The organism is Neobacillus niacini (assembly GCF_000759675.1).
In the GTDB taxonomy this organism is placed as follows: Bacteria; Bacillota; Bacilli; order Bacillales; family Cytobacillaceae; genus Neobacillus; species Neobacillus niacini_A.
Genome location: NZ_BAWM01000036.1, coordinates 1 through 19,350, shown reverse-complemented (window position 1 = coordinate 19,350; position 19,350 = coordinate 1). Strand labels below are relative to the sequence as shown.

The window sequence follows — 19,350 nt, the reverse complement described above, 5'->3', positions numbered from 1 at the left end:
AGGTATCCGAGTGTCTACTATAAATAATAACGGCATTGAAATAGGAATCTACACACTTGCAGATATTGGTCCGGATCCTCTTACAGGAAAAACGATAACGGCCAAGCAACGAATGAGTGAAATTATTCAAGCAGCAAAGCTTGCTGATGAAGCTGGACTGGATGTTTTTGGGGTAGGGGAACATCATCGGTTAGATTATGCCACCTCATCCCCAGCAGTTGTGTTGTCTGCTATCGCTCAAGTAACAAAGCGTATTAAATTAACAAGTACTACAAGTGTGTTAAGTACCCTTGACCCAGTTCGCTTATTCGAGGATTTTGCCACATTGGATTTGCTTTCAGACGGTCGTGCAGAAATCCTGGCAGGCCGAGGTGCCTTTATAGAGTCATTTCCCCTTTTTGGGTATAGCACAAACGATTATGATGAGCTTTTTACAGAGCATATGGAGTTGTTATTACAACTAAATAAAAATGAGAAAGTCACTTGGTCGGGGAATTTTCGCCCTTCCTTAAGGAATGCAGAAATTTCACCACGACCTATACAAGATCAAATACCGATTTGGATTGGTGTTGGCGGGACACCTGAGAGTGCCGTCCGTGCTGGAAGATTTGGGGTTGGAATGGCGTTGGCCATTTTAGGGGGAGATCCATTACGTTTCAAACCGCTTGTGGACCTTTACCGTAAAGCAGGAATGGAGGCAGGTCATTCACCAGAAGTATTAAAAGTGGGTGTAACAGGACATGCATACATTGCTAAAACTACTCAGCAGGCCAAAGACGAGTTCTTTCCTTATTATTCAAATTATTGGTCCTATGTGAATCGCGGGCGGGGGATGGGATCAAGGATGTCAAAGGAAGACTTCGAGTATATGGCAAGTCCAAATACTGCATTGTTCGTAGGAAGTCCACAGCAAATTGTAGAGAAAGTTCTTCGTCAACATGAGCTATTTGGTCATAAACGTTTTCTAGCGCAAGTTGATATAGGCGGGTTACCTTTTAATAAAGTAGCCAAAAACATTGAATTATTAGCAACTGAGGTTGTTCCATTGATTAAAAAGGCAACTAGAAAATAAATTATTTAATTGGAGGAAATCATTATGAACATTGCAGTTATTGGAGCAAGTGGAAAAGCAGGAAGTCTGATATTGAAAGAAGCAGTAAGCAGAGGGCATAAAGGAACAGCGATTGTAAGAAATGCCTCTAAACTTCAAGATAAAAATGTAGCAGTCATTGAGAAAAATGTATTGGATTTAACAGTTGAAGATTTAAAAGCGTTTGATGTTGTTATTAATGCCTTTGGAGCTCCGCTTGGAGAGGAACAAGCTCATGTGGATGCGGGTCATGCGTTAATCGAGGCGTTAAAAGGAACAAGTACAAGATTAATGGTTGTCGGAGGAGCTGGAAGTCTTTTTGTCGACGAGAACAAAACAGTAAGAGTGATTGATACTCCTGAATTTCCGGAAATCGTTAAACCAACGGCTAAAGGTCAAGGGAGGAACTTGCAAGAATTACAGGAAACAACTGACTTAGCATGGACATTTATTAGTCCTTCTGCTGTGTTTGATGCTGAAGGAAAAAGGACTGGAGCTTATCAGTCAGGGAAAGATAACCTTCTTGTTAATTCAAAAGGTGAAAGTTATATCAGCTATGCTGATTTTGCCATTGCAGTAGTAGATGAAGTTGAAAATCCTAAACATCTTAACGAAAGATTTACTGTTGTAGGTGAAGCGGAATAATATATATAAAGAGTCCTGAGACTAATCAAGTGTCTTGGGACTCTTTTAGTTTTGCTTATTTTCCTTCATCATCTCGATCCATGTTGATCTAACCGAGGTCTTCCTTCACGTTAAAGCTGATCTTTCAACGCTTGCCATGATTTTTCTACTTCTCGTTCATATTCAATTTTTGAAAAAATTAAATCAAATAATAGGGTTGCTACTAAACTTCCTATAATCGCCCAAACATATATCATCGTTGAATTGTCCTCAAGGTGTTTACTATCTTACTAGATTTTGACATACGTTTGGGCATAAGTATTTTGTTGTAATAAAATGGTGGAATTTTACATTTAAGATAAGATTAGCACAATGTGCTCCAGATTCTAGTGGTGTTGGCGACGGAGTGTTGTTCAATGATGGAGTAGGCTGCATTGGTAATGGCTTGTGCTAATGTTTCACCTTTTGCGCGGATGTTGTTAAAGCTAACTTCGGATTCTCCAGCTGTTGAAAAAGTAAACCCGAATTCCTCCAGTCTTTTAACAATAAGCATGGCGTGTTCAAGGTTTTCCTCAGGTTGAAACTCAGAATCGTGAATGAAAATACCCTTTTCATAATCAAACCAGCGATCCCATCTATTCAACTTCCAACCTAAAATTCTCCGAGCAATTGAATCAGTTTTGTTCATCTCCATTACCCCATTTCTTAATGTTATATAACAGTTATATTATTATTAATTATTATATAACACAAGAAATAAAACGACTACATTTTTTAAAAAATATTTATAAAAAAAGCCAAAATACACAAGTTCTGCATAAAATCCTGCATATTTTAGGCTATTTAGATTTTACTCCTTATTGTGTTAAGGTCAGGATAGTTGAATAAACTTTTATTTAGTATAATTAGATAATAACAATATGCAAGTAGAAATTGGGGGATTATATTGCCGTTATCAAATATAAATCTATTCATTTGGAAGCCATTTTCAACTTCACCGCCACCACCGTTTACTCCAGCTGCCCGGTCATTTCTGAATAAGCTTATATCAAAAACAGATTAGGAATCTGCGAAATATAAGCTGTTTCGCAGATTCGAAGGAGTAGACGATGAAATCTAAAATTCAGTTCCTATTATCAATGGTAATCTTTGGTACGATTGGCGTATTTGTAAGATACATTGATTTATCTTCGAGTGAAATAGCTTTATTACGTGGTTTAATTAGCAGTTTATTTTTAATGGCAGTTATGTTCATGATGAAGAAAAAATTTCCATGGGCATTGGTTATAGTAAATGCTTTAGTATTATTACTTTCGAGTATTGCATTGGCTGGAAATTGGATTTTCCTTTTCCAAGCGTATAAGCATACGACCATTTCTAACGCAGCACTAAGTTATTATTTTGCACCTGTGTTTGTTCTGATTCTTTCTCCACTTATACTTAAGGAAAAATTATCAGCAAAGAAAATAATCTGCATTGGTATAGCCATGCTTGGTATGTTGTTGATTGTTGGTAATAGTGGTGTAAGTACATCTGGAGTAGATAATTTACTTGGGATTGGCTATGGATTAATGGCAGCTGGATTCTACGCTTCATTAATGCTATTAAACAAGTTCATCAAAAACTTGGATGGGCTAGAAATGACATTAATTCAGCTTGGTACAGCGACTTTGCTTCTCATGCCATATGTATTCTTTACTGAAGGATTCGGCATTTTGGAAGTATCGAGTTCTTCCATTCCATTTATTTTAATCTTAGGGATTGTACACACAGGTATTGGATTCTTGTTATTCTTTTCAGGTATGCAGAAATTAAAAGGGCAGAGTATCGCTGCATTAAGTTATGCAGACCCAATCACATCATTAGTGATTTCTGCAGTTATCTTGCAAGAGCAAATGACATTTATTCAAATGTTTGGTGGAGCATTGCTTTTAGGCTCAACATTTGTTAGCGAAAATAAATCAATGAAATTTTCAATATTAATGAAAAAACCGGCTAAATAAAGTAACAAACAGTGGGAAGCATTCGTTTCCCACTGTTTGTATTAAATGGTTTCTTTTACTTTTAATGTTTTTACGAGTAAGGAGCTGGTTTCGTTCATGATAACTCATGTAGCCCTAAACCCCTATGTGTTTGCTATTTCCACCGTTGCCTCCAGTTCAATTTCCACATTCCCTTGAATTGCACGGCTGATCATGCAGGATGTTTCCGCTTTATTAATAAGCCGCCCCGCCAATTCAACGTCTTTTTTAGAAGCTCCGGGTTTCAAAACAATATGAGGACGGTGAATAATTTTTTTATACGTAATAACTCCCCTGGTTACATCAACAATGCCCTCAGAATCCATTGTTAAATCTACCTTTTCAAGCCCGCTGCGTTCCATCATAGCAGCAAGAGTAATGATAAAACAGGTTGCCGCGGCACCAAGCAGCATCTCATCAGGATTAGTGCCGACACCCGGTCCATCCATTTCCGGCGGGATAGAGACTTTTGTTTTCAAATTCCCGGCCTCAATTTCTCCGACATCATTCCGTAATCCCGGCCAGTTTGCTTTTAAGTGAAATACATGTTCTGACATGATAAATACCCCCAATTCGAGTTTTGCTCCCACGTAATTTAGAAAATATGGTATGGTTATTTGGATATGTTAAAAATGGAGCAGTGATGAATGAAAATTATTCTTAAAATGACCCTATTACTCATTCTTTGTTTATACTTAGCGATTCTTTCAAAATTAATTTTGTTTAAATATATACCTCTATCTGAGATTATTAATCATTTTAACTTTACGTATGATGAATACCACTGGCGGTCGAATAATTTTGTTCCCTTCAAAACCATCTATTTTTATCTGTACTTAGCCGATATCAATTTAAATATCCGTATTGAAAACCTAGTAGGAAATATCATCGGTTTTGTGCCTTTCGGATTTATTTTACCATTGCTGGCTAAAAAGTTTCAAAAGCTTAGTGCTGTGACCGTTTCCACCTTTTGCTTAAGCTTGACGTTCGAACTATTGCAGTTAGTATTTGAATTCGGCAGCTTTGACGTGGATGATTTGATTTTGAATACCATTGGTGGACTCTTGGGTTACCTGCCTATTAAACTTGCTTTCTTTAAATCCAATCGAAAATAAGGAGAAAGCAATTCTAGAGGTAAAATGATATCAAAATATCATAATAAGGTTTAAAAACATATCACAAGGACCGCCATACGTTAAATAAAAACACTCGAAAGATCTATAAAAAGATCCACCGGGTGTTTTTTCGCTGTCATTGGCAGGAATACTATCCGCCAATAGTTGAATATTTTTCGCTTCTTAAGTGCTATAGGTAAAATCACCTCAGTGGTTAATTTTTGATGACATACATTAGTGTGAAAACGCAGGTTGATAAGGTTCTTGGCAACAGTTCCAGTCCTTCCTTTGTAAGAACTGTACTTGCGTGAATTTAATCTGAACTTATTTCCTTTGAGTCCAAGTTTATACATGATGTGTTGAACCTTTTTATGATTCACTTTGAACCCACGGTTTTTCAATTCTATAGTCTAATACATCCATCTTAAATTGAACAGAATAAACGTCATTGTGCTGCTTTCGCATCAACCCATCCATCCCGTATTTTTCAAATACTTTTACCCATTTTTTTTGTTGTACTGCTTTTTATACCATGCTTTTTAGCCAATAAATCATATCCCAGTTTTCCTTCTTGATACTCTCTTACTACCATTAATTTAAATTGTTCGCTATATTTTGCCATAAAAATACACCCCAAAAGTAGATTTCACTCTAACTTTTGGGGTGCAGTACAGTAACAGGCTTTTTTTCTATGCAGGTGCCGTCATCAAATCCTTGTTAACCTATTATTACATCGTTTTGATAAGCCAGCGTTGCAGGGTTCGTATTGCCACACGTCAGGTACCAAGGCTCACCTAGCGGTCCCCCTGCTGAAGCAGGACTTACTAGTTCATCGAACAACATGCTTTCAACGTTGTAGCTTCGCACCGAACCTGTTGTAGCTACATCTCCACCCGTAATGGGAACTAACAGTTTTCCGCTTGGTCCGAACAAGATTGCCTGAGCGAATGCACGAGGCTCTCCCACGGTATAGAGGTCAATCTTGTCCTCGTCAAGATAAGCGCCTGTTTCTCCGTCGAAAACGAGAATTTTGTCTGTGTCATTAATGACTGGGCGAATATCTCGGAAACTGGTGATGTAGAGTTTACTGCCGTCGGGATTGAATACCAAGCCTTCAGGTCGGTGGAGGTTGTTGGTGCTGTTACTCTCTATAAATACTCCTAGGTAATCCCCTGTATTCGGGTCGAAGCGCAGCACCCAGCCGCTATTCTGATCGGAAATGTCGAAGACGGAAACATACAGCAAGCCATCGGGACCGATCACCAAACCGCGGGGATAGAAGGCCTGTTCGTTGAAGCCAGGGTGGTCAAGACTACCGAGAAACACCCCCGTGGTTCCATCATACGTCCGCAGTTTTCCTGGCTTGTTCCCGTGGTCCATAAAGTCAGCTACAAACAGGACGTTGTCATCAGAGAGGATTATGCCGCGCGGCGCGAACGGGGCGTTGTCTTTTTCTTTGGAACTGACGAGTTCGTTCAGAAACCGCCCACTTTGTCCGCTGTACTTCAACACGTTGCCGTTATTCTTGCGAACGTTCTGGTTGGCTACAAGCAGATTCTCCTCATAGGCGAAGAGAAGTCCTCGAGGACCGTTCAAGCCGCCGCTTCCTGGTACGACAAAGGCGCCGAGGTACTGCCCCGTTACTGGGTCGAATGTCTTTACGGTGTTGTCGCTGCCGTCACCGATGTAGAGTAAATCCTGCCCCGTGCTGAGCGGACTAAAGCCAGGCACACCCGTGTAAATTAATTCATTTTCCTTTTGCAAATACCATTTCCCCTTCAAAAACTTTTTTTAAGTAAAAAATTAATTTTTACCTAATGTAAATTATGTGGACAAGTGATTTTTCGAAAGGGACAAACTAGCTGATAAAATAACACAAATTTTGAATTTGATTGAAATAGATATTAATTCTATCTCTCAGAAGTAAAGTTATTTTGTTGTTACTTAATTTACTATATATGCATTGAAAAATGTACATTTGTTACATTCCAATATTGGTTTGATTTTAACTTCAGTCTCAGTAATTGTAGCCTCTCTAGTAATTATTCTCATTCTTATTAGAGCCATATTATTTAGAAAGCTATCAGAAGGGAATAAATAGTCCTTCCATATTCTATTAAAGGAAAAGGTTTTTTTGAGTTTATTTTCAGTTCATATAAACATGATATCCTTTGTTTATTAAGAAATCAGAGGTGAATATAATGCAAAAATATATGGCTAAGAATCATTTGCGTTATTTAAAGGGTTTTAGTTGGTTTGTTATTGTATTAAGTGCTGTCTTGGTCCTCGGAGGGACACTTTCAGTAGTGGGATTTTTACCAAACAGTATATGGAGGGGCTTAGATCTTTTTCTGACTAAAATGACGCAAATTTTTGGATTTGCTGCCGTGTTCCTAATTCTTTTTAGAATGATATGGATATTGATGAAAAAGAGTAAAGTTCCAAATGTTCGCTGGATATTCTCCACATGGCAGTTTCTAAAAAAAAGGCATGTTTTATTTGGGGGGATTGTTACGGCAGCAGGAACTGCACATAGTCTATACTTTCTAATTTTTATCCCTAATGACATGAAGGGGGTTTACAGCGGGTTGGTAGTTTTCGCCGTCATGATTGTCATGGTGATTATCGGCTATAAATTAAATCTAAAAGAACGTACAAGCAGAGATGTCAGAGTTCCACATACCATTTTAGGGATTGCCTTTATTTTTGGACTAATATTCCACATGGTAGCTCTACACTAGGATGAATATAAAATTAAGCATTAACGGCGTTTCAAGTATTATTAATATTCGATTTTCATATTTTACCATCGCAACAGCATTAGGAAATTTCATTTTATTCTTTGTTTACACTCTTATTCAGGCAGGATTGTTTTCACAAGGTTTTAATCAGTATGTAATTGGAATCATCATTCTTTCAGGATCTAGTTTATATTACTTTTTTAAAAAAGCTTTCTTTGCGAAAAAAAGAACTAAAAAACAATTTGATTAAACCATTTAATAGGGATTTTCAGATCAAATAGAAAATGTTAACTCATGATAAGAGGAAGGAATGAAGAATATGAAATTACTAGAATTAAAACATGTAAATAAATCATATAAACTTGCTGGAAAAGAATCAGTATCCATTCTGCGCGATGTGAGTATAAGCTTTGAAAGTGGCGAATTTGTTTCCATCTTGGGAGAGTCCGGTTCGGGAAAATCGACATTAATGAACATTATCGGCGGGATGGATTCTGATTATCAAGGAGACGTCATCGTACAAGGGAAAACGCTGAGATCGATGAAAGAAAAGGAAATTGATGCCTACAGAAAAGAGAAGATTGGATTCATTTTTCAAAGTTTTAACTTAATCCCTCATTTATCAGTGCTTGAAAATGTGATGATTGCAATGCAAATGTTGGATAAAAGCGAAAAAGAACGAATGAAATGTGCTATGGAGATTTTAAAAGAAGTTGGTTTGATGAATCATGCGAAGAAACGGCCAAATCAACTTTCTGGTGGCCAAAAGCAGCGTGTAGCGATCGCACGTGCTTTGGCAAACGACCCAGAGATTATTTTAGCTGATGAGCCAACAGGCTCACTCGATCAAGAAACAAGTGGACAAATCCTTGAACTGCTCGATTCGATTGCCAAAAAAGGCGTCCTCATTATTACCGTGACGCATTCACAAAAAGTAGCTGATTTTGGCAGTCGGATTGTATCGGTAGAGGATGGGCGTATTATAGAAGATCAGTTTTTAAAAGAGCGTTACACTACTGTCAAGGGAACGGTACAGAAAAAAGGAAAAAATTTAAGTTTAATTGCTTCTTTTAAACTGGCTATGAAAAATATGAGATTAAAGGCGAAAAGAAATATTCTCGTCGCTTTGGGAGGATCCATCGGAATATTCAGTGTCATTTTAATGTTATCTTTAGGCAACGGTGTTACAGACTATATGAATGATGAAATTAACACAAATTTGAATCCTCTTCTTGTCGATGTGGTAAAGTCGGATGAAGCAGAGGCAGTAGAGGAGCAGGGAGGACCGCCCAATCAACAAATGGGGGGTGCGCCATTTACAGAAGAAGACATAGCTACGATCAGCGGATTGAAAAATGTAGAGAGAGTAGAAAAAGTGACAACAATCAGGGGAAAAACCAATGTTATATACAGTGAAAAGAATTATGAGCTGCCGGCAATGGCAACTTTAACCGATACGATTATTAAGGGTAATATTGAAGAGGGGACACTCCCATCTGAGAATGAAGTGTTGCTGACGACATCTTTTGCACAAAGTTTAACCAGTGAAGTGACATATGAGTCCCTCATAGGAGAATCTATTAAACTGTTTATTAATGAAATGGGAGAAAATAACCAGCCAATCACAGTGGAAAGAGAACTTATCATATCGGGTATTTATGCTCAGGAAGATATTGGGCCAATAGAAGGAGCAAGTGCCTACGTTTCGTATACGACGCTTGAAGATGCATACAGCGAACAGAAGTTAATATTGCAGCCGGTACAGCTTAATGCGTATGCAAAAAAACAGGTTGATGTAGAAGAAATTAAAGCAGATGTGGAAAAAGCAGGCTTCGTAAGCTCTCCGATTGCAAGTATAATGGAACAAGTAACAACGTATGTGAATATGGCAACATGGCTGTTAGCCGGAATTGCGGCTATCTCCCTGCTCGTATCGGGCATTATGATATTAGTAGTCCTTTATATCAGTGTTGTTGAACGAACGAGAGAAATTGGTATTTTACGGGCGATTGGCGCAAGGAAGAAAGATATTCGACGCATTTTCTTTTCAGAGTCTGCTCTAATGGGCTTATTGAGTGGTGTAATTGCTGTTACAGGAGCCCTGGTTATTAGCATTCTTTTAAATAATGTGTTATCCAACAGCTTCGGTGCTGAACTGATTCAGCTTAGTCCCGAATACATGCTGTTTGGAATGGGAGCCAGCACATTGATCAGTGTGATTGCAGGATTACTCCCATCATCGAAAGCAGCTAAACTCGACCCAATGGAGTCACTCCGATACGAATAATGAGAAGGACCAAAGCCTTTCCTAACGTTGTATAATAGGGAATGGATAGGTGATTGGGGGATACTAAATGAATAAGATTTTAGTCGTGGATGATGACCCACATATTCGGAAGTTGATAAAGCTTTATCTTGAAAATAGTCAATTCACCGTTGTGGAGGCAGAGGACGGACAGAAAGCACTAGATTATGTGGCACATACAAAAGTAGATTTAATGATTGTTGATGTCATGATGCCACGTGTAAATGGCATCGAATTAACAGAAGATATTCGCGGGTATTTGGATATCCCGATATTAATGGTAACAGCAAAAGGAGAATCGATGGATAAAGTTAAAGGGTTTCAGGCCGGAACGGATGATTATTTGGTGAAGCCCTTTGACCCTGTGGAGTTGGTCCTGCGGGTTAAATCCCTTTTAAAGCGCTACAATATTTCTGCATCAAAGGTAATTGAAATTGGTAACGTAAAAATTGACCTTGAAACATTGACCATTTCTTCAAATAAAGAAATAGTATTGCTAAAAAAGAAAGAATGTGAACTACTATTTATGCTGGCCAGTTCGCCAGGTAAGATTTTTACCCGAACACAATTGATTGAAAGCCTGTGGGGAATGGACTATGAAGGGGACGAACGGACAGTGGATGTTCATATTAATCGCCTGCGTCAGCGGATTGAGCCTTTCTCATCGTTAACAATCACCACTGTTCGGGGGCTTGGATATCGTTTGGAGGAAAAATAAGGTGTTTAAAAAAAGCCTGCGTATTCAAATTGTTGTTACTTTCATCATGATCATACTTATTAGCCTCTTTTTATCATTTGGTATTACTCGCTTGATTGCAGATAGGGAAATTACCTTTGACGAGCCGTTTTTGACGATTGCAAGTGACGCTGCCAATCTTCTTGCAGCAGCTGATCCGGATAGGCGTAATCAAGTTCTGGGTATTTTATCCAGATATAATATACATGGTGAAATTTTAAAGCAAGGAAATGTACTGCCTTTTTCATTAACAGAAGAAGAAACTTCTCTGCTATTTCAGTCTGATAAACAAGAGCCGTTCTTTTTAAATACAAGGGAAGGTCCTGTGCGATTCATTGGAGTGCCGAATATCGATGATAGTGGAAGTTCATTGATCGTAAAGGTGGACTTTACCCACTTTTCAAAGGTCATGCAGCGCATCTTACTCATTAGTCTTATTTTGGTATTGGTTATTGGAAGTCTGTTTATTCTGCTGGCCTCTAACTACATTGTTAAACCAGTAAGAAAACTGACAAGCGCAGCGAAAGAAATGGCAACAGGAAATTTATCCGTTCGGCTTAAATATAAAAAGGATGATGAACTCGGGGAATTGATAAAAAGTTTTAATCATATGGCTAGTGAACTTCAAAAAATTGATAAAATGCGAGCTGATTTTGTTAGTAATGTTTCTCATGAAATTCAGTCGCCAATCACATCGATTCGAGGATTTACAAAGGCGATTAGAGACGGTGTCATTCCACAAGAGCATCAAAAAGAACATCTTGATATTATTTATGAGGAAACGTTAAGACTTTCAAAGCTTAGTGATCATTTACTTCGGCTTGCTTCACTCGATTCAGAAAACCATCCTTTTCATCCAGTAGACTATCAATTGGATGAACAGCTACGAAGAACGATTCTCGTGTCGGAACCGTTATGGACGGAAAAAAATCTTGATGTTGAACTCGATCTCAAGCCTTGCAAAGTTAAGGTTGACCAGGATTTGTTTAAACAGGTATGGCAAAATTTGATTACTAATGCGATTAAATACTCCGATAAAAATGACAAAATTGAAGTGAAAATGGAAATAGTTGATCATGAAGTCCGCGTTCATGTAAAAGATACTGGAAAAGGAATTCCAGAAGAAGACCTTCCATACGTATTTGACCGATTCTATATGGTGGACAAAGCAAGAAGCCGTTCAGGAGGAGGAAATGGGTTGGGGTTATCGATTGTGAAAAAGATCATCGAACTTCATGGCTGTCAAATAAACGTAAAAAGTGAGGAAGGAAAAGGCAGCTGTTTTACGATTTCCATTCCGCTTTAGAATAAATATATGATTTACTAAATGAATATGGTTACCAACATCGCTTTTTAAAATTTATAGACTCTCTTTTGTCCCCCGGTGATCTAAAGCTTTAACGTGACAAGGGACTGACCCCATTTTAAAAAAAGGGGTGGAATGATGATTCCAACCCCTTTTTTTCGATAATCAGGCTTTTCCTTTGAAATCTGCTACTTCCTCTATTATTTATTCTTGTGATGTTTTCCAGGCAACTATTCTTCGTAGCTTAAGCCGAAGCCGAAGGTGTAGTCGTCACCAACTGAATTTGTATAGGTGTAATCGTATGTTTCTGCATAACCAGGAACGTCAGATGCGTTTTTATCAACGGCTTCTTGGTTCGCTGGGACAGTTATTGGCAGTTTACCAGTTGGGTTGAATCGTCCGCGCAGCACATCTAGCAGCGCCTCTCCCTTGACGTTGTAGGTTGCCACAACTGCAGCAGCCCCAGGCTCAACTTCATCGATTACCCACGGGTTGTTCATATTTATAACCAAAGCAGTTGGAACTTTGTTTTCAATCTCCTTAACTCTTTCAACATTAATGCCAGTGTTTGTGCCTAATTTGATATCCACTGGTGCATGAATGTCAACTTTGTTCTCGTATGCAGTAGGGCGTAACATAACGAGTGCAGAATTCGCCTCTTCGAGTGTATCGACGATGGTTAATGAAGGCTCTTCTTTTTTAATAAGATCCTTTAGGGCAGTGGTCCGAGCGGCACTGTTGTTTCCGGCGAAAACTTCTACATACAATTTTGTTGTAGCAACTTTTTCGTTAGTCAGTGGCAGCATATTTTCGTTGTTGCGCAGTAATGTAACCGACTTAAGGTGTGCTTCATCGGCACGTGCTTGGTACTCAGCCGAGTCGGCAATAGATTGTGCCTCAGCAGGATTAGTGTACGGGTCCTCGAAGAGACCAAGGTTGAACATCTCAGTGAGTAGTAGCGATACGGATGGATCGAGGTCTTTTTCGTCAACTAGACCTTTGTTTACCGCTGAAATCAGCCCGCTTGGGTCGTTGTTATCAGAGAAGATGTTGGTCCCGGCATCAATAGCCTTAGCGAACTTTTCCTCTATCGATAGGTTTTGAACTCCATAGTCCATGTTGGTTAGCACACCACTGTCACTGTTGACATAGCCGGTGAAGCCCATCTCACCCCGCAGCAAGTCTGTAATTATTTTCTTGTTATATGCCCCTGCCACTTCCTCAAACTGTTGGGTTTCAGAGTACCAAAGCTCTTTCGGAAGCTGCACAGCACTGCCCTCGTTTTTCGGAAGATTATAGTAGGACATTACCGAGCTCGCCCCAGCGTCAATGGCTGCTTGGAATGGTGGAAGCTGATACTTGTATAAGCTTCCCTCAGTTGGATAAACTGCAAACTGACCTTCCTCGTTGTGTGGGTCAAGACCATTGAGCACGGCGCCATCACCAGGGAAATGCTTGATGGTCTGGGCTATAGATTTGCTGCTGAGCTCCTCGCCCTGGAAGCCGAGGACTAATTCACGTGCAATCTCCGCGTTCAACGTTGGGTCCTCACCGAAGGTACCAGAGATTCTACGCCAGCGTGGTTCAGTAGCAGTTTCAATTTGGTAGCCGTAGGACTTTTGGATTCCAGAAGCGCGCCACTCATCTCGGGCAATCTCAGCGAAATCACGGATTAGGTCTATGTCACCAGTTGCCGCAAGACCCAAGGTACCTGGCCAAGTGGAAAATTGACCAGAGGCCTCGCTGATTCCGAACTGGTTTTGCTCATTGATGTGGTTACGTGGGTTAGAAGTGAAAACAAGTGGAATCCCAAGAGGTGTGGCCTCCGCTATCTTTTGATAAGAGTTCGCCCGAGTGGCTAAAGCTTCAGCTGTAGGGTTATCTCGAATGATCACAAAACGAATGTGCCGGTTGTTGACATAGTCATTCATTACTTCCGAGTCCCTTCCTAAGGAGGTGATCTGCATAATGCCTGCTTTCTCCTCCATGCTCATCCGTGGTAGAAGGTCAGCCACACGCATTTTTGTGGGTAAACGCCAGTCCTCGTAGCGGTCAAGTTTTCCGTTTGCGTTTAGATCTTTAAACTCACGCTGGCCAATCTTGATGATAGGCTTAACTTGGGCCTCAACTGACGGTGCTTTCTTGCCTCCGGCGTTGGAGTGATCAGGTGGAGCAGCGGCGAATGTGGAGCCTGCGACGGTCGCGGCTAGTACACTGGTTGCAAGTGTAGACATAACCATTTTTTTTAATTTTTTAGATTTCTTAGCCATTTTTTTGCCTCCTTTTTAATATAGGTCGAAAGTATTTGACTACAAAAGACGCCGTTTATGATTTAAACTATCATTAATCACTCCCTATTAATCCATAAATTTGTATAACCTGTTATGTAAGCGTTAACACCCGGGTTATGTTTTGATTATATAGAATTTTTAATTAATATTGATATGTGATAATTTTAGTTATTTTTGTGATTATTTTAGATTTGATTTGTTAATTTCTTTGTTAAGCTTTTTTCTGAAAGTAGAGATTTATATAGTTCTAGGACAACGAAAGAAATCGGTGATTTTGTAAAGAGGACCTTCATCAAAAGTCGATGAAAATCTGTTATAGTATGTTTTTTTACTTTTGTTTTCAGAATCTTCAATTTGTCCTATTGTAAGTTACTATTTTCCAATGTAAAATACAGGTAATAAGTGGTGAATGAGTATTCATTCATTCGAGGGGAGGATGAAAAAACTACTGAAAAACCTTGAGTTGGAGAAAACGAAAAAATTTAACAGAGGTGAGAGAGTATGTCCGAAATGAATCCTTACGATTCTTTTCTACGAGTAAGTGAAATGTGGGAAAAGGGGTTAAATGGATTGTTATTTCAATCTATTGATAACAACCCATTAATCCAAATGACGAAGGTAGGCATTGAGGCGAATTCTAGATACATAGAAAGGCTAAAAAGAAATCGGGAACTGATGGCTAATTATATGAATCTACCCACAAAAAATGATGTAGCCAATGCGGTCAAACAAACCATCCAAGCTGAAGAAAAAATAGATATTCTTGAAGAGAAAATCTGGAATTTGCAAGAAAGTTTTGCTTTAGCAACAGATGCGCAAAATAAAATGCTTGGAGAAATACTAGAATTCACCAAACATATCCATTCGGAATGGCAAAAAACATCACTGGAGCTTGCTAAATTATCTGAAATAAAAAATGAGTTTGAGGCGATGAAGGAGCTTTTGCAGAAAGAAAAAGAAGAACCAGTTCTGACAGCAAAATAAAGGTGAAGGAGAATATATGATGGCGGTTAAATCACTAGTAAATATCCCTGTTCTCAATCTTGAAACGGAGACGCAGCGGTGGAACACTATTTATAAAGTTATGAGTGAACCAAAGCCTGATATTGAATCTACACCTAGAAAAGCGGTTTGGAAAAAAAATAAATCTGTTTTGTGGTATCACCCTGCTCCTGAGAAAAAGTATAATACTCCATTGTTCTTGGTTTATTCTCTATTAAATAAAGCCTATATTCTTGATATCTCTGAAGAAGGAAGTGTCATTGGCAACCTTTCAAAACAGGGGTACGATGTCTATTTGCTAGATTGGGGTTCTCCTGGCTTGGAAGACAAGGACCTCACTTTAGATAACTACATTTTCGACTATCTAGAAGTGGCGGTAAAAAGGGCATTAAGACATTCAGGTGCAAAAGAAATATCTTTGATAGGATATTGTATTGGTGGAACACTTTCCGCTATTCTGACATCACTAACGGATCTGCCAATCAAAAATCTCGTTCTGGCAGCGGTTCCAATTGACTACAGCGATGTCATTGTTCCTAATAAATGGGTGAAAGCACTCCAAAAGGGGACACTCAATTTTGACCGGTTCGCAGATGCTTACGAAGTCATCCCATCAGAGTTTTTATATGCAATCTTTATGGCGCTGCAAGGATTTAATATCGGTCCAACGATAAACCTAGTCACCCGTGCCCATGATCAAAAATATGTAGATAAATGGCGGAGAATGGACAAATGGATGAAAGACGCCGTTACCTTTTCTGGTGCAGCATTCAAGCAAATGTTCAATGAATTATACAAAGATAACAAGCTTGTCAAAGGTGAAATGAAGATTGGCGGTAACAAGGTGGAGTTAACCAATATTAAATGTAGTACATTGGTGATAACCTCCACAAGGGATGAATTAGTGTTAGAATCACAAAGCCTTCCTGTCATGGATCTTATTTCAAGTGAAGATAAAACCTATCAGCTTGTGGAAGCGGGGCATGTATCTCTATGCTTAACCGGCCAGTTTGCTTTTGCGATTGATCCGTGGCTCTCGACCCGTTCTAATAAAGTAAAATAAATTATTGTTGACAAGCCCAAAATTGTAAAAACCTTGGTCTATTGAATACAGACAAAGGTTTTTATTTTTTTAGTACTAATGAGTCAGGAAATATCCTCAGGTAACAATAACTGTTATTCAACGGGGGATTTGATCCAGCTCCAAAGGCAAAAAGGCATATTCTCCGTCCTTCATAATCTCACATTTACGAACCGGGATAGGATGTTTAAAAATTGGCCCATCTATTACTGTAGTATGGAACTCTCCACCTTCTCCGCAGGGGTCAATACCACGAGCTTCAAGTTCATTCACGTATTCACGGGTTAACGTCCGCCCTAAATCGTCTTCACGCATTCCTAGTGATAGATTAACAGTTACCATGATCGTTACAAATCCTAGATTTATGAACTCTTCGACAGCTTCACGATGATTCATTTCCCATAAAGGCATCCCAAGCTTTAATCCAGCCTTCTTCGTAACCGTTTCATGCCAACAGCCATGAGCAGGCATATCCAAGTCTCCGGTTACTAACAATTCTGCTCCTTGATTTTTAGCGTTTTCTAAAAGACTGATAAATACTTTTTCATAATCAGTCCAACTTGCAGCTGCAGTATAAACAGGCAAACCGATAGAATTAGCTTGGGCATGTATGAGTTCCGGAGGCATTCCATGGGATCTGGAACGTTTCCCTTCTTCCTCCAGCATGACAATCAGTCCAACCGCTTCTCCGACCTTCATTGCTTTATAAAGAGCTAAGACACTATCCTTTCCTCCGCTAAAAGAAGCAATAAATTTATGCCCTTGAGCACCATTTTTCCAATCCTTTAATTCTGTCATTTATATCTTTCCCCTTTATTCTAAATTACTTTTTTCAAGCTCATAACTATATACATGCTCTACTTTTTTATTCTATCAAAATTGGTCTTATCAAAAAATGAAAAATCTTCTTAGAATTCAAGAGCTGCAATGATAGAACCTTCCCCTTCTTCTCATCGCTTCTCTTATAACATGTTGTCTAATAGGAAAAATCTCAATGACACGAATAATGGGTTTAATGATTTTTTCTAAATTAAAGTCCTTATCCATATTAGTATCTTGAAGTGCAGTTAAAAACTCTTTCACATTGATGAAACCACGAATATGATCTTTATCCCCATCAACAACAGGGTACCGTGTATAATACTCACTTTTAATAGTTTCGATAATATCGGTGTAATTTTTTTACTAGTACCTCTCAAAAAATATCAATTTTGTAGACGGGTTATCTAAATCGAAAAAAAGTCACAAGATACATTAATGGATATTTCAGGTTACTGTCTTTTTTTGATAAACTCTGCAAAAAATAAGACCCTTCGATTTAGGGAAATCAAGGGTCTTACCTTATATAAAAAATAATCTAATTATGAGCCTTTTCAAGAGCTAGTTTAATACCAAAACCTATTAGTATAGTACCTGTGATTCCTTCAATAATATTTTGTGTTTTAGGTTTTTTCATAAAAGCACTAATCTGATTAATTAAATTGACATAAAGTAAATACCATACCGCAGTCAAAACTGTATAAGTGATACCCATTATTAGAAATGGTAAAAAGGTATTACTTCCAGTGTCAACGAATTGAGGCAAAAAGGTTAAGAAAAAAACAGCAACTTTGGGATTTAGTATATTTGTAAGGAATCCTTGCTTAAAACAAGATTTGTTTACAAACTGGCTTTTTGTGTTCATCTCAACGCTTGCTGCTACTTCCTTTTTCTTCAAAGACCATAATGTCTTAGCTCCCAAATAAATTAAGTAAACAGCACCCACGTATTTGAAGAAAGAAAATAATAACGCTGATTTCACAATGATGGCTGAAAGTCCTAATACAGCAGCAGAAGTATGGATAAGAAGGGCACAACAAATACCTAAAGCTGTTTTAAGACCACCGATACTCCCAACGGTAACAGTATTTTTTGTAGTAATTGCAGTATCGGGACCGGGTAAAATAATTAGAAAAATACACATAAGAACAAAAAGATAAAAGTTTTCCATTTTATTATCACCTTTCTGATTATGATAAGTTCTGAATATGGTATTCTTACGTTGTATTATATATAAATCGTGTTATTAATTGAACATAAATCTTTTTTTTTTGATGTACTTGTTGAACTAACGGGACGCTGCTTCGGAAGGAACGCTTTTCTTATTCAAGTAACGCACCCATAGTTGAACAAGCATAGGTAATATAATAAACCATATCTCCCTACTAATGGTAAAATGATGTTATAAAAATGGAGATATAATATGGAACTTATTGGTTGGATATCCCTATTTAGAGAATGGATTAGTCTTAATGACAAATACGGATTTAGGTGTCCATCAATTAAAAGGGATTATTGGCGAAATATATAATTCCTACGATTCTGGCTTGTGAAGAAATGTTCTAAAACTACTGTTGGCTTTAATTGAATAAGATCCGGTATAGACTCTAGGACATAAATTTCTATTAGAACCACTAAATTAAGACACTCTCAAATGAGAAGGGCTTTTGTTTTTTACAAACAATTTACAAAGATTTTATAGGGTTTTATTCATTTTTGACTAATTCTTAATGTAAGAGATATAAAAGGAAGGATGTGGAGAGAATGAAACGTCAAAGGACTTTTTTTATTTTTAAAGATCTGATTTTTGAAATCCAGAAACCAGAAATTACACTAAAGCAAATCAGAGTAGCACAGGTTAAAATTGAAAATGAGGAATATAAAGAACTGAGAAAAAAATTCGATGAAGATGTTTTTCATATTGAAAAAAAACCTGAAGGATGGTTTATAACACAGAAAGAGTAAGCCCCACTCTATTTTGAGAAGGGCTTTTTACTTCAAGTAAATGTTATCTTATTTAGCTAACGTAGCAGGTAAGTTCAATTGTATGAAGGTCTGTTTTGACAGATCTTTTTTGTACTAACTAGCTATAAAATTGAAGAATAATTATCATTTAAAAAGCACTCCCAAGTTAAAAGAGGGCACTGAAAAACTTACGTTTTTAGAAATGTAAGCATGGTCTAGACAAAAAAACGGCAATTTCTTGTTCGATTTTGAAC

General features: G+C 38.1%; 20 protein-coding genes and 1 pseudogene. 13 read left to right on the top strand and 8 right to left on the bottom strand.

Annotation, left to right across the window (positions count from 1 at the left end; all coding sequences use genetic code 11):
- Positions 1–10: 10 nt before the first annotated feature.
- Entirely contained in the window at positions 11–1,072 is a 1,062-nt protein-coding gene (locus tag TR08_RS15265; protein ID WP_045519500.1) for an LLM class flavin-dependent oxidoreductase, read from the top strand.
- Between the two features lie 24 nt (positions 1,073–1,096).
- Positions 1,097–1,735, top strand: coding sequence for an NAD(P)-dependent oxidoreductase (locus TR08_RS15260; RefSeq protein WP_045519498.1), 639 nt, complete (start codon positions 1,097–1,099; stop codon positions 1,733–1,735).
- A 110-nt stretch (positions 1,736–1,845) separates the two neighbouring features.
- Here the strand turns inward: TR08_RS15260 and TR08_RS33615 are convergent, their stop codons facing one another.
- Positions 1,846–1,971, bottom strand: coding sequence for a hypothetical protein (locus TR08_RS33615; RefSeq protein WP_274521016.1), 126 nt, complete (start codon positions 1,969–1,971; stop codon positions 1,846–1,848).
- A 107-nt stretch (positions 1,972–2,078) separates the two neighbouring features.
- On the bottom strand, positions 2,079–2,402 hold the full coding sequence (locus TR08_RS15255; RefSeq protein WP_045519496.1) for a BC1872 family protein: 324 nt from the start codon (positions 2,400–2,402) through the stop codon (positions 2,079–2,081).
- Between the two features lie 421 nt (positions 2,403–2,823).
- On the opposite strand from TR08_RS15255, the gene TR08_RS15250 reads away from it, so the two are divergent.
- Complete coding sequence (locus tag TR08_RS15250; protein WP_045519494.1) at positions 2,824–3,717, top strand: DMT family transporter; 894 nt, start codon at positions 2,824–2,826, stop codon at positions 3,715–3,717.
- Between the two features lie 122 nt (positions 3,718–3,839).
- Here TR08_RS15250 and TR08_RS15245 read toward each other — a convergent pair whose 3' ends face one another.
- Positions 3,840–4,292, bottom strand: a complete 453-nt coding sequence (locus tag TR08_RS15245) for an OsmC family protein (protein WP_045519492.1) — start codon at positions 4,290–4,292, stop codon at positions 3,840–3,842.
- Between the two features lie 90 nt (positions 4,293–4,382).
- Between TR08_RS15245 and TR08_RS15240 the strand changes: the two genes are divergently transcribed.
- Positions 4,383–4,850, top strand: coding sequence for a VanZ family protein (locus TR08_RS15240; RefSeq protein WP_045519491.1), 468 nt, complete (start codon positions 4,383–4,385; stop codon positions 4,848–4,850).
- 487 nt (positions 4,851–5,337) lie between these two features.
- On the opposite strand, the gene TR08_RS32580 is transcribed toward TR08_RS15240, so the two are convergent.
- On the bottom strand, positions 5,338–5,472 hold the full coding sequence (locus TR08_RS32580; protein WP_193747757.1) for a transposase: 135 nt from the start codon (positions 5,470–5,472) through the stop codon (positions 5,338–5,340).
- A 95-nt stretch (positions 5,473–5,567) separates the two neighbouring features.
- On the bottom strand, positions 5,568–6,614 hold the full coding sequence (locus TR08_RS15230) for a hypothetical protein (RefSeq protein ID WP_238579152.1): 1,047 nt from the start codon (positions 6,612–6,614) through the stop codon (positions 5,568–5,570).
- A 437-nt stretch (positions 6,615–7,051) separates the two neighbouring features.
- Here TR08_RS15230 and TR08_RS15225 point away from each other — a divergent pair, with 437 nt between their 5' ends.
- The 5 genes from TR08_RS15225 to TR08_RS15205 all read left to right on the top strand — a co-directional run bounded on the left by TR08_RS15225 (position 7,052) and on the right by TR08_RS15205 (position 11,938).
- Positions 7,052–7,591 carry a hypothetical protein gene (locus TR08_RS15225; RefSeq protein WP_045519489.1) on the top strand — a complete coding sequence of 180 codons (540 nt, stop codon included), beginning with the start codon at positions 7,052–7,054 and terminating at the stop codon, positions 7,589–7,591.
- A 1-nt stretch (position 7,592) separates the two neighbouring features.
- Positions 7,593–7,841: a hypothetical protein gene (locus TR08_RS15220; RefSeq protein ID WP_045519487.1), complete on the top strand. Its 249-nt coding sequence runs from the start codon at positions 7,593–7,595 to the stop codon at positions 7,839–7,841.
- Between the two features lie 60 nt (positions 7,842–7,901).
- The gene (locus tag TR08_RS15215) at positions 7,902–9,878 is read left to right on the top strand and encodes an ABC transporter ATP-binding protein/permease (RefSeq protein ID WP_238579151.1); all 1,977 of its coding nucleotides are present in this window, start codon (positions 7,902–7,904) and stop codon (positions 9,876–9,878) included.
- Between the two features lie 67 nt (positions 9,879–9,945).
- Complete coding sequence (locus TR08_RS15210) at positions 9,946–10,614, top strand: response regulator transcription factor (RefSeq protein WP_045519485.1); 669 nt, start codon at positions 9,946–9,948, stop codon at positions 10,612–10,614.
- A 1-nt stretch (position 10,615) separates the two neighbouring features.
- On the top strand, positions 10,616–11,938 hold the full coding sequence (locus tag TR08_RS15205; RefSeq protein WP_081954498.1) for a sensor histidine kinase: 1,323 nt from the start codon (positions 10,616–10,618) through the stop codon (positions 11,936–11,938).
- Positions 11,939–12,168: 230 nt separating this feature from the next.
- Here the strand turns inward: TR08_RS15205 and TR08_RS15200 are convergent, their stop codons facing one another.
- On the bottom strand, positions 12,169–14,208 hold the full coding sequence (locus TR08_RS15200; RefSeq protein WP_052427476.1) for a glycoside hydrolase family 3 protein: 2,040 nt from the start codon (positions 14,206–14,208) through the stop codon (positions 12,169–12,171).
- Between the two features lie 522 nt (positions 14,209–14,730).
- Between TR08_RS15200 and TR08_RS30335 the strand changes: the two genes are divergently transcribed.
- Positions 14,731–15,213 (top strand): hypothetical protein, encoded by a 483-nt coding sequence (locus TR08_RS30335; protein WP_052427475.1) that lies wholly within the window; start codon positions 14,731–14,733, stop codon positions 15,211–15,213.
- A gap of 19 nt (positions 15,214–15,232) precedes the next feature.
- Positions 15,233–16,294: an alpha/beta fold hydrolase gene (locus TR08_RS15190; protein WP_045519483.1), complete on the top strand. Its 1,062-nt coding sequence runs from the start codon at positions 15,233–15,235 to the stop codon at positions 16,292–16,294.
- A gap of 117 nt (positions 16,295–16,411) precedes the next feature.
- On the opposite strand, the gene TR08_RS15185 is transcribed toward TR08_RS15190, so the two are convergent.
- Both TR08_RS15185 and TR08_RS15180 read right to left on the bottom strand, forming a co-directional pair.
- Positions 16,412–17,110 carry a diphthine--ammonia ligase gene (locus TR08_RS15185; RefSeq protein ID WP_045519481.1) on the bottom strand — a complete coding sequence of 233 codons (699 nt, stop codon included), beginning with the start codon at positions 17,108–17,110 and terminating at the stop codon, positions 16,412–16,414.
- A 559-nt stretch (positions 17,111–17,669) separates the two neighbouring features.
- Complete coding sequence (locus tag TR08_RS15180; protein ID WP_045519479.1) at positions 17,670–18,302, bottom strand: LysE family translocator; 633 nt, start codon at positions 18,300–18,302, stop codon at positions 17,670–17,672.
- 259 nt (positions 18,303–18,561) lie between these two features.
- Here TR08_RS15180 and TR08_RS33220 point away from each other — a divergent pair.
- A pseudogene (locus TR08_RS33220) lies at positions 18,562–18,684 on the top strand (serine hydrolase domain-containing protein); the annotation flags it as partial.
- 211 nt (positions 18,685–18,895) lie between these two features.
- A complete protein-coding gene (locus tag TR08_RS15175; protein WP_045519476.1) occupies positions 18,896–19,096 on the top strand; it encodes a hypothetical protein in 201 nt (66 codons plus the stop codon).
- The last annotated feature ends 254 nt before the right edge of the window (positions 19,097–19,350 follow it).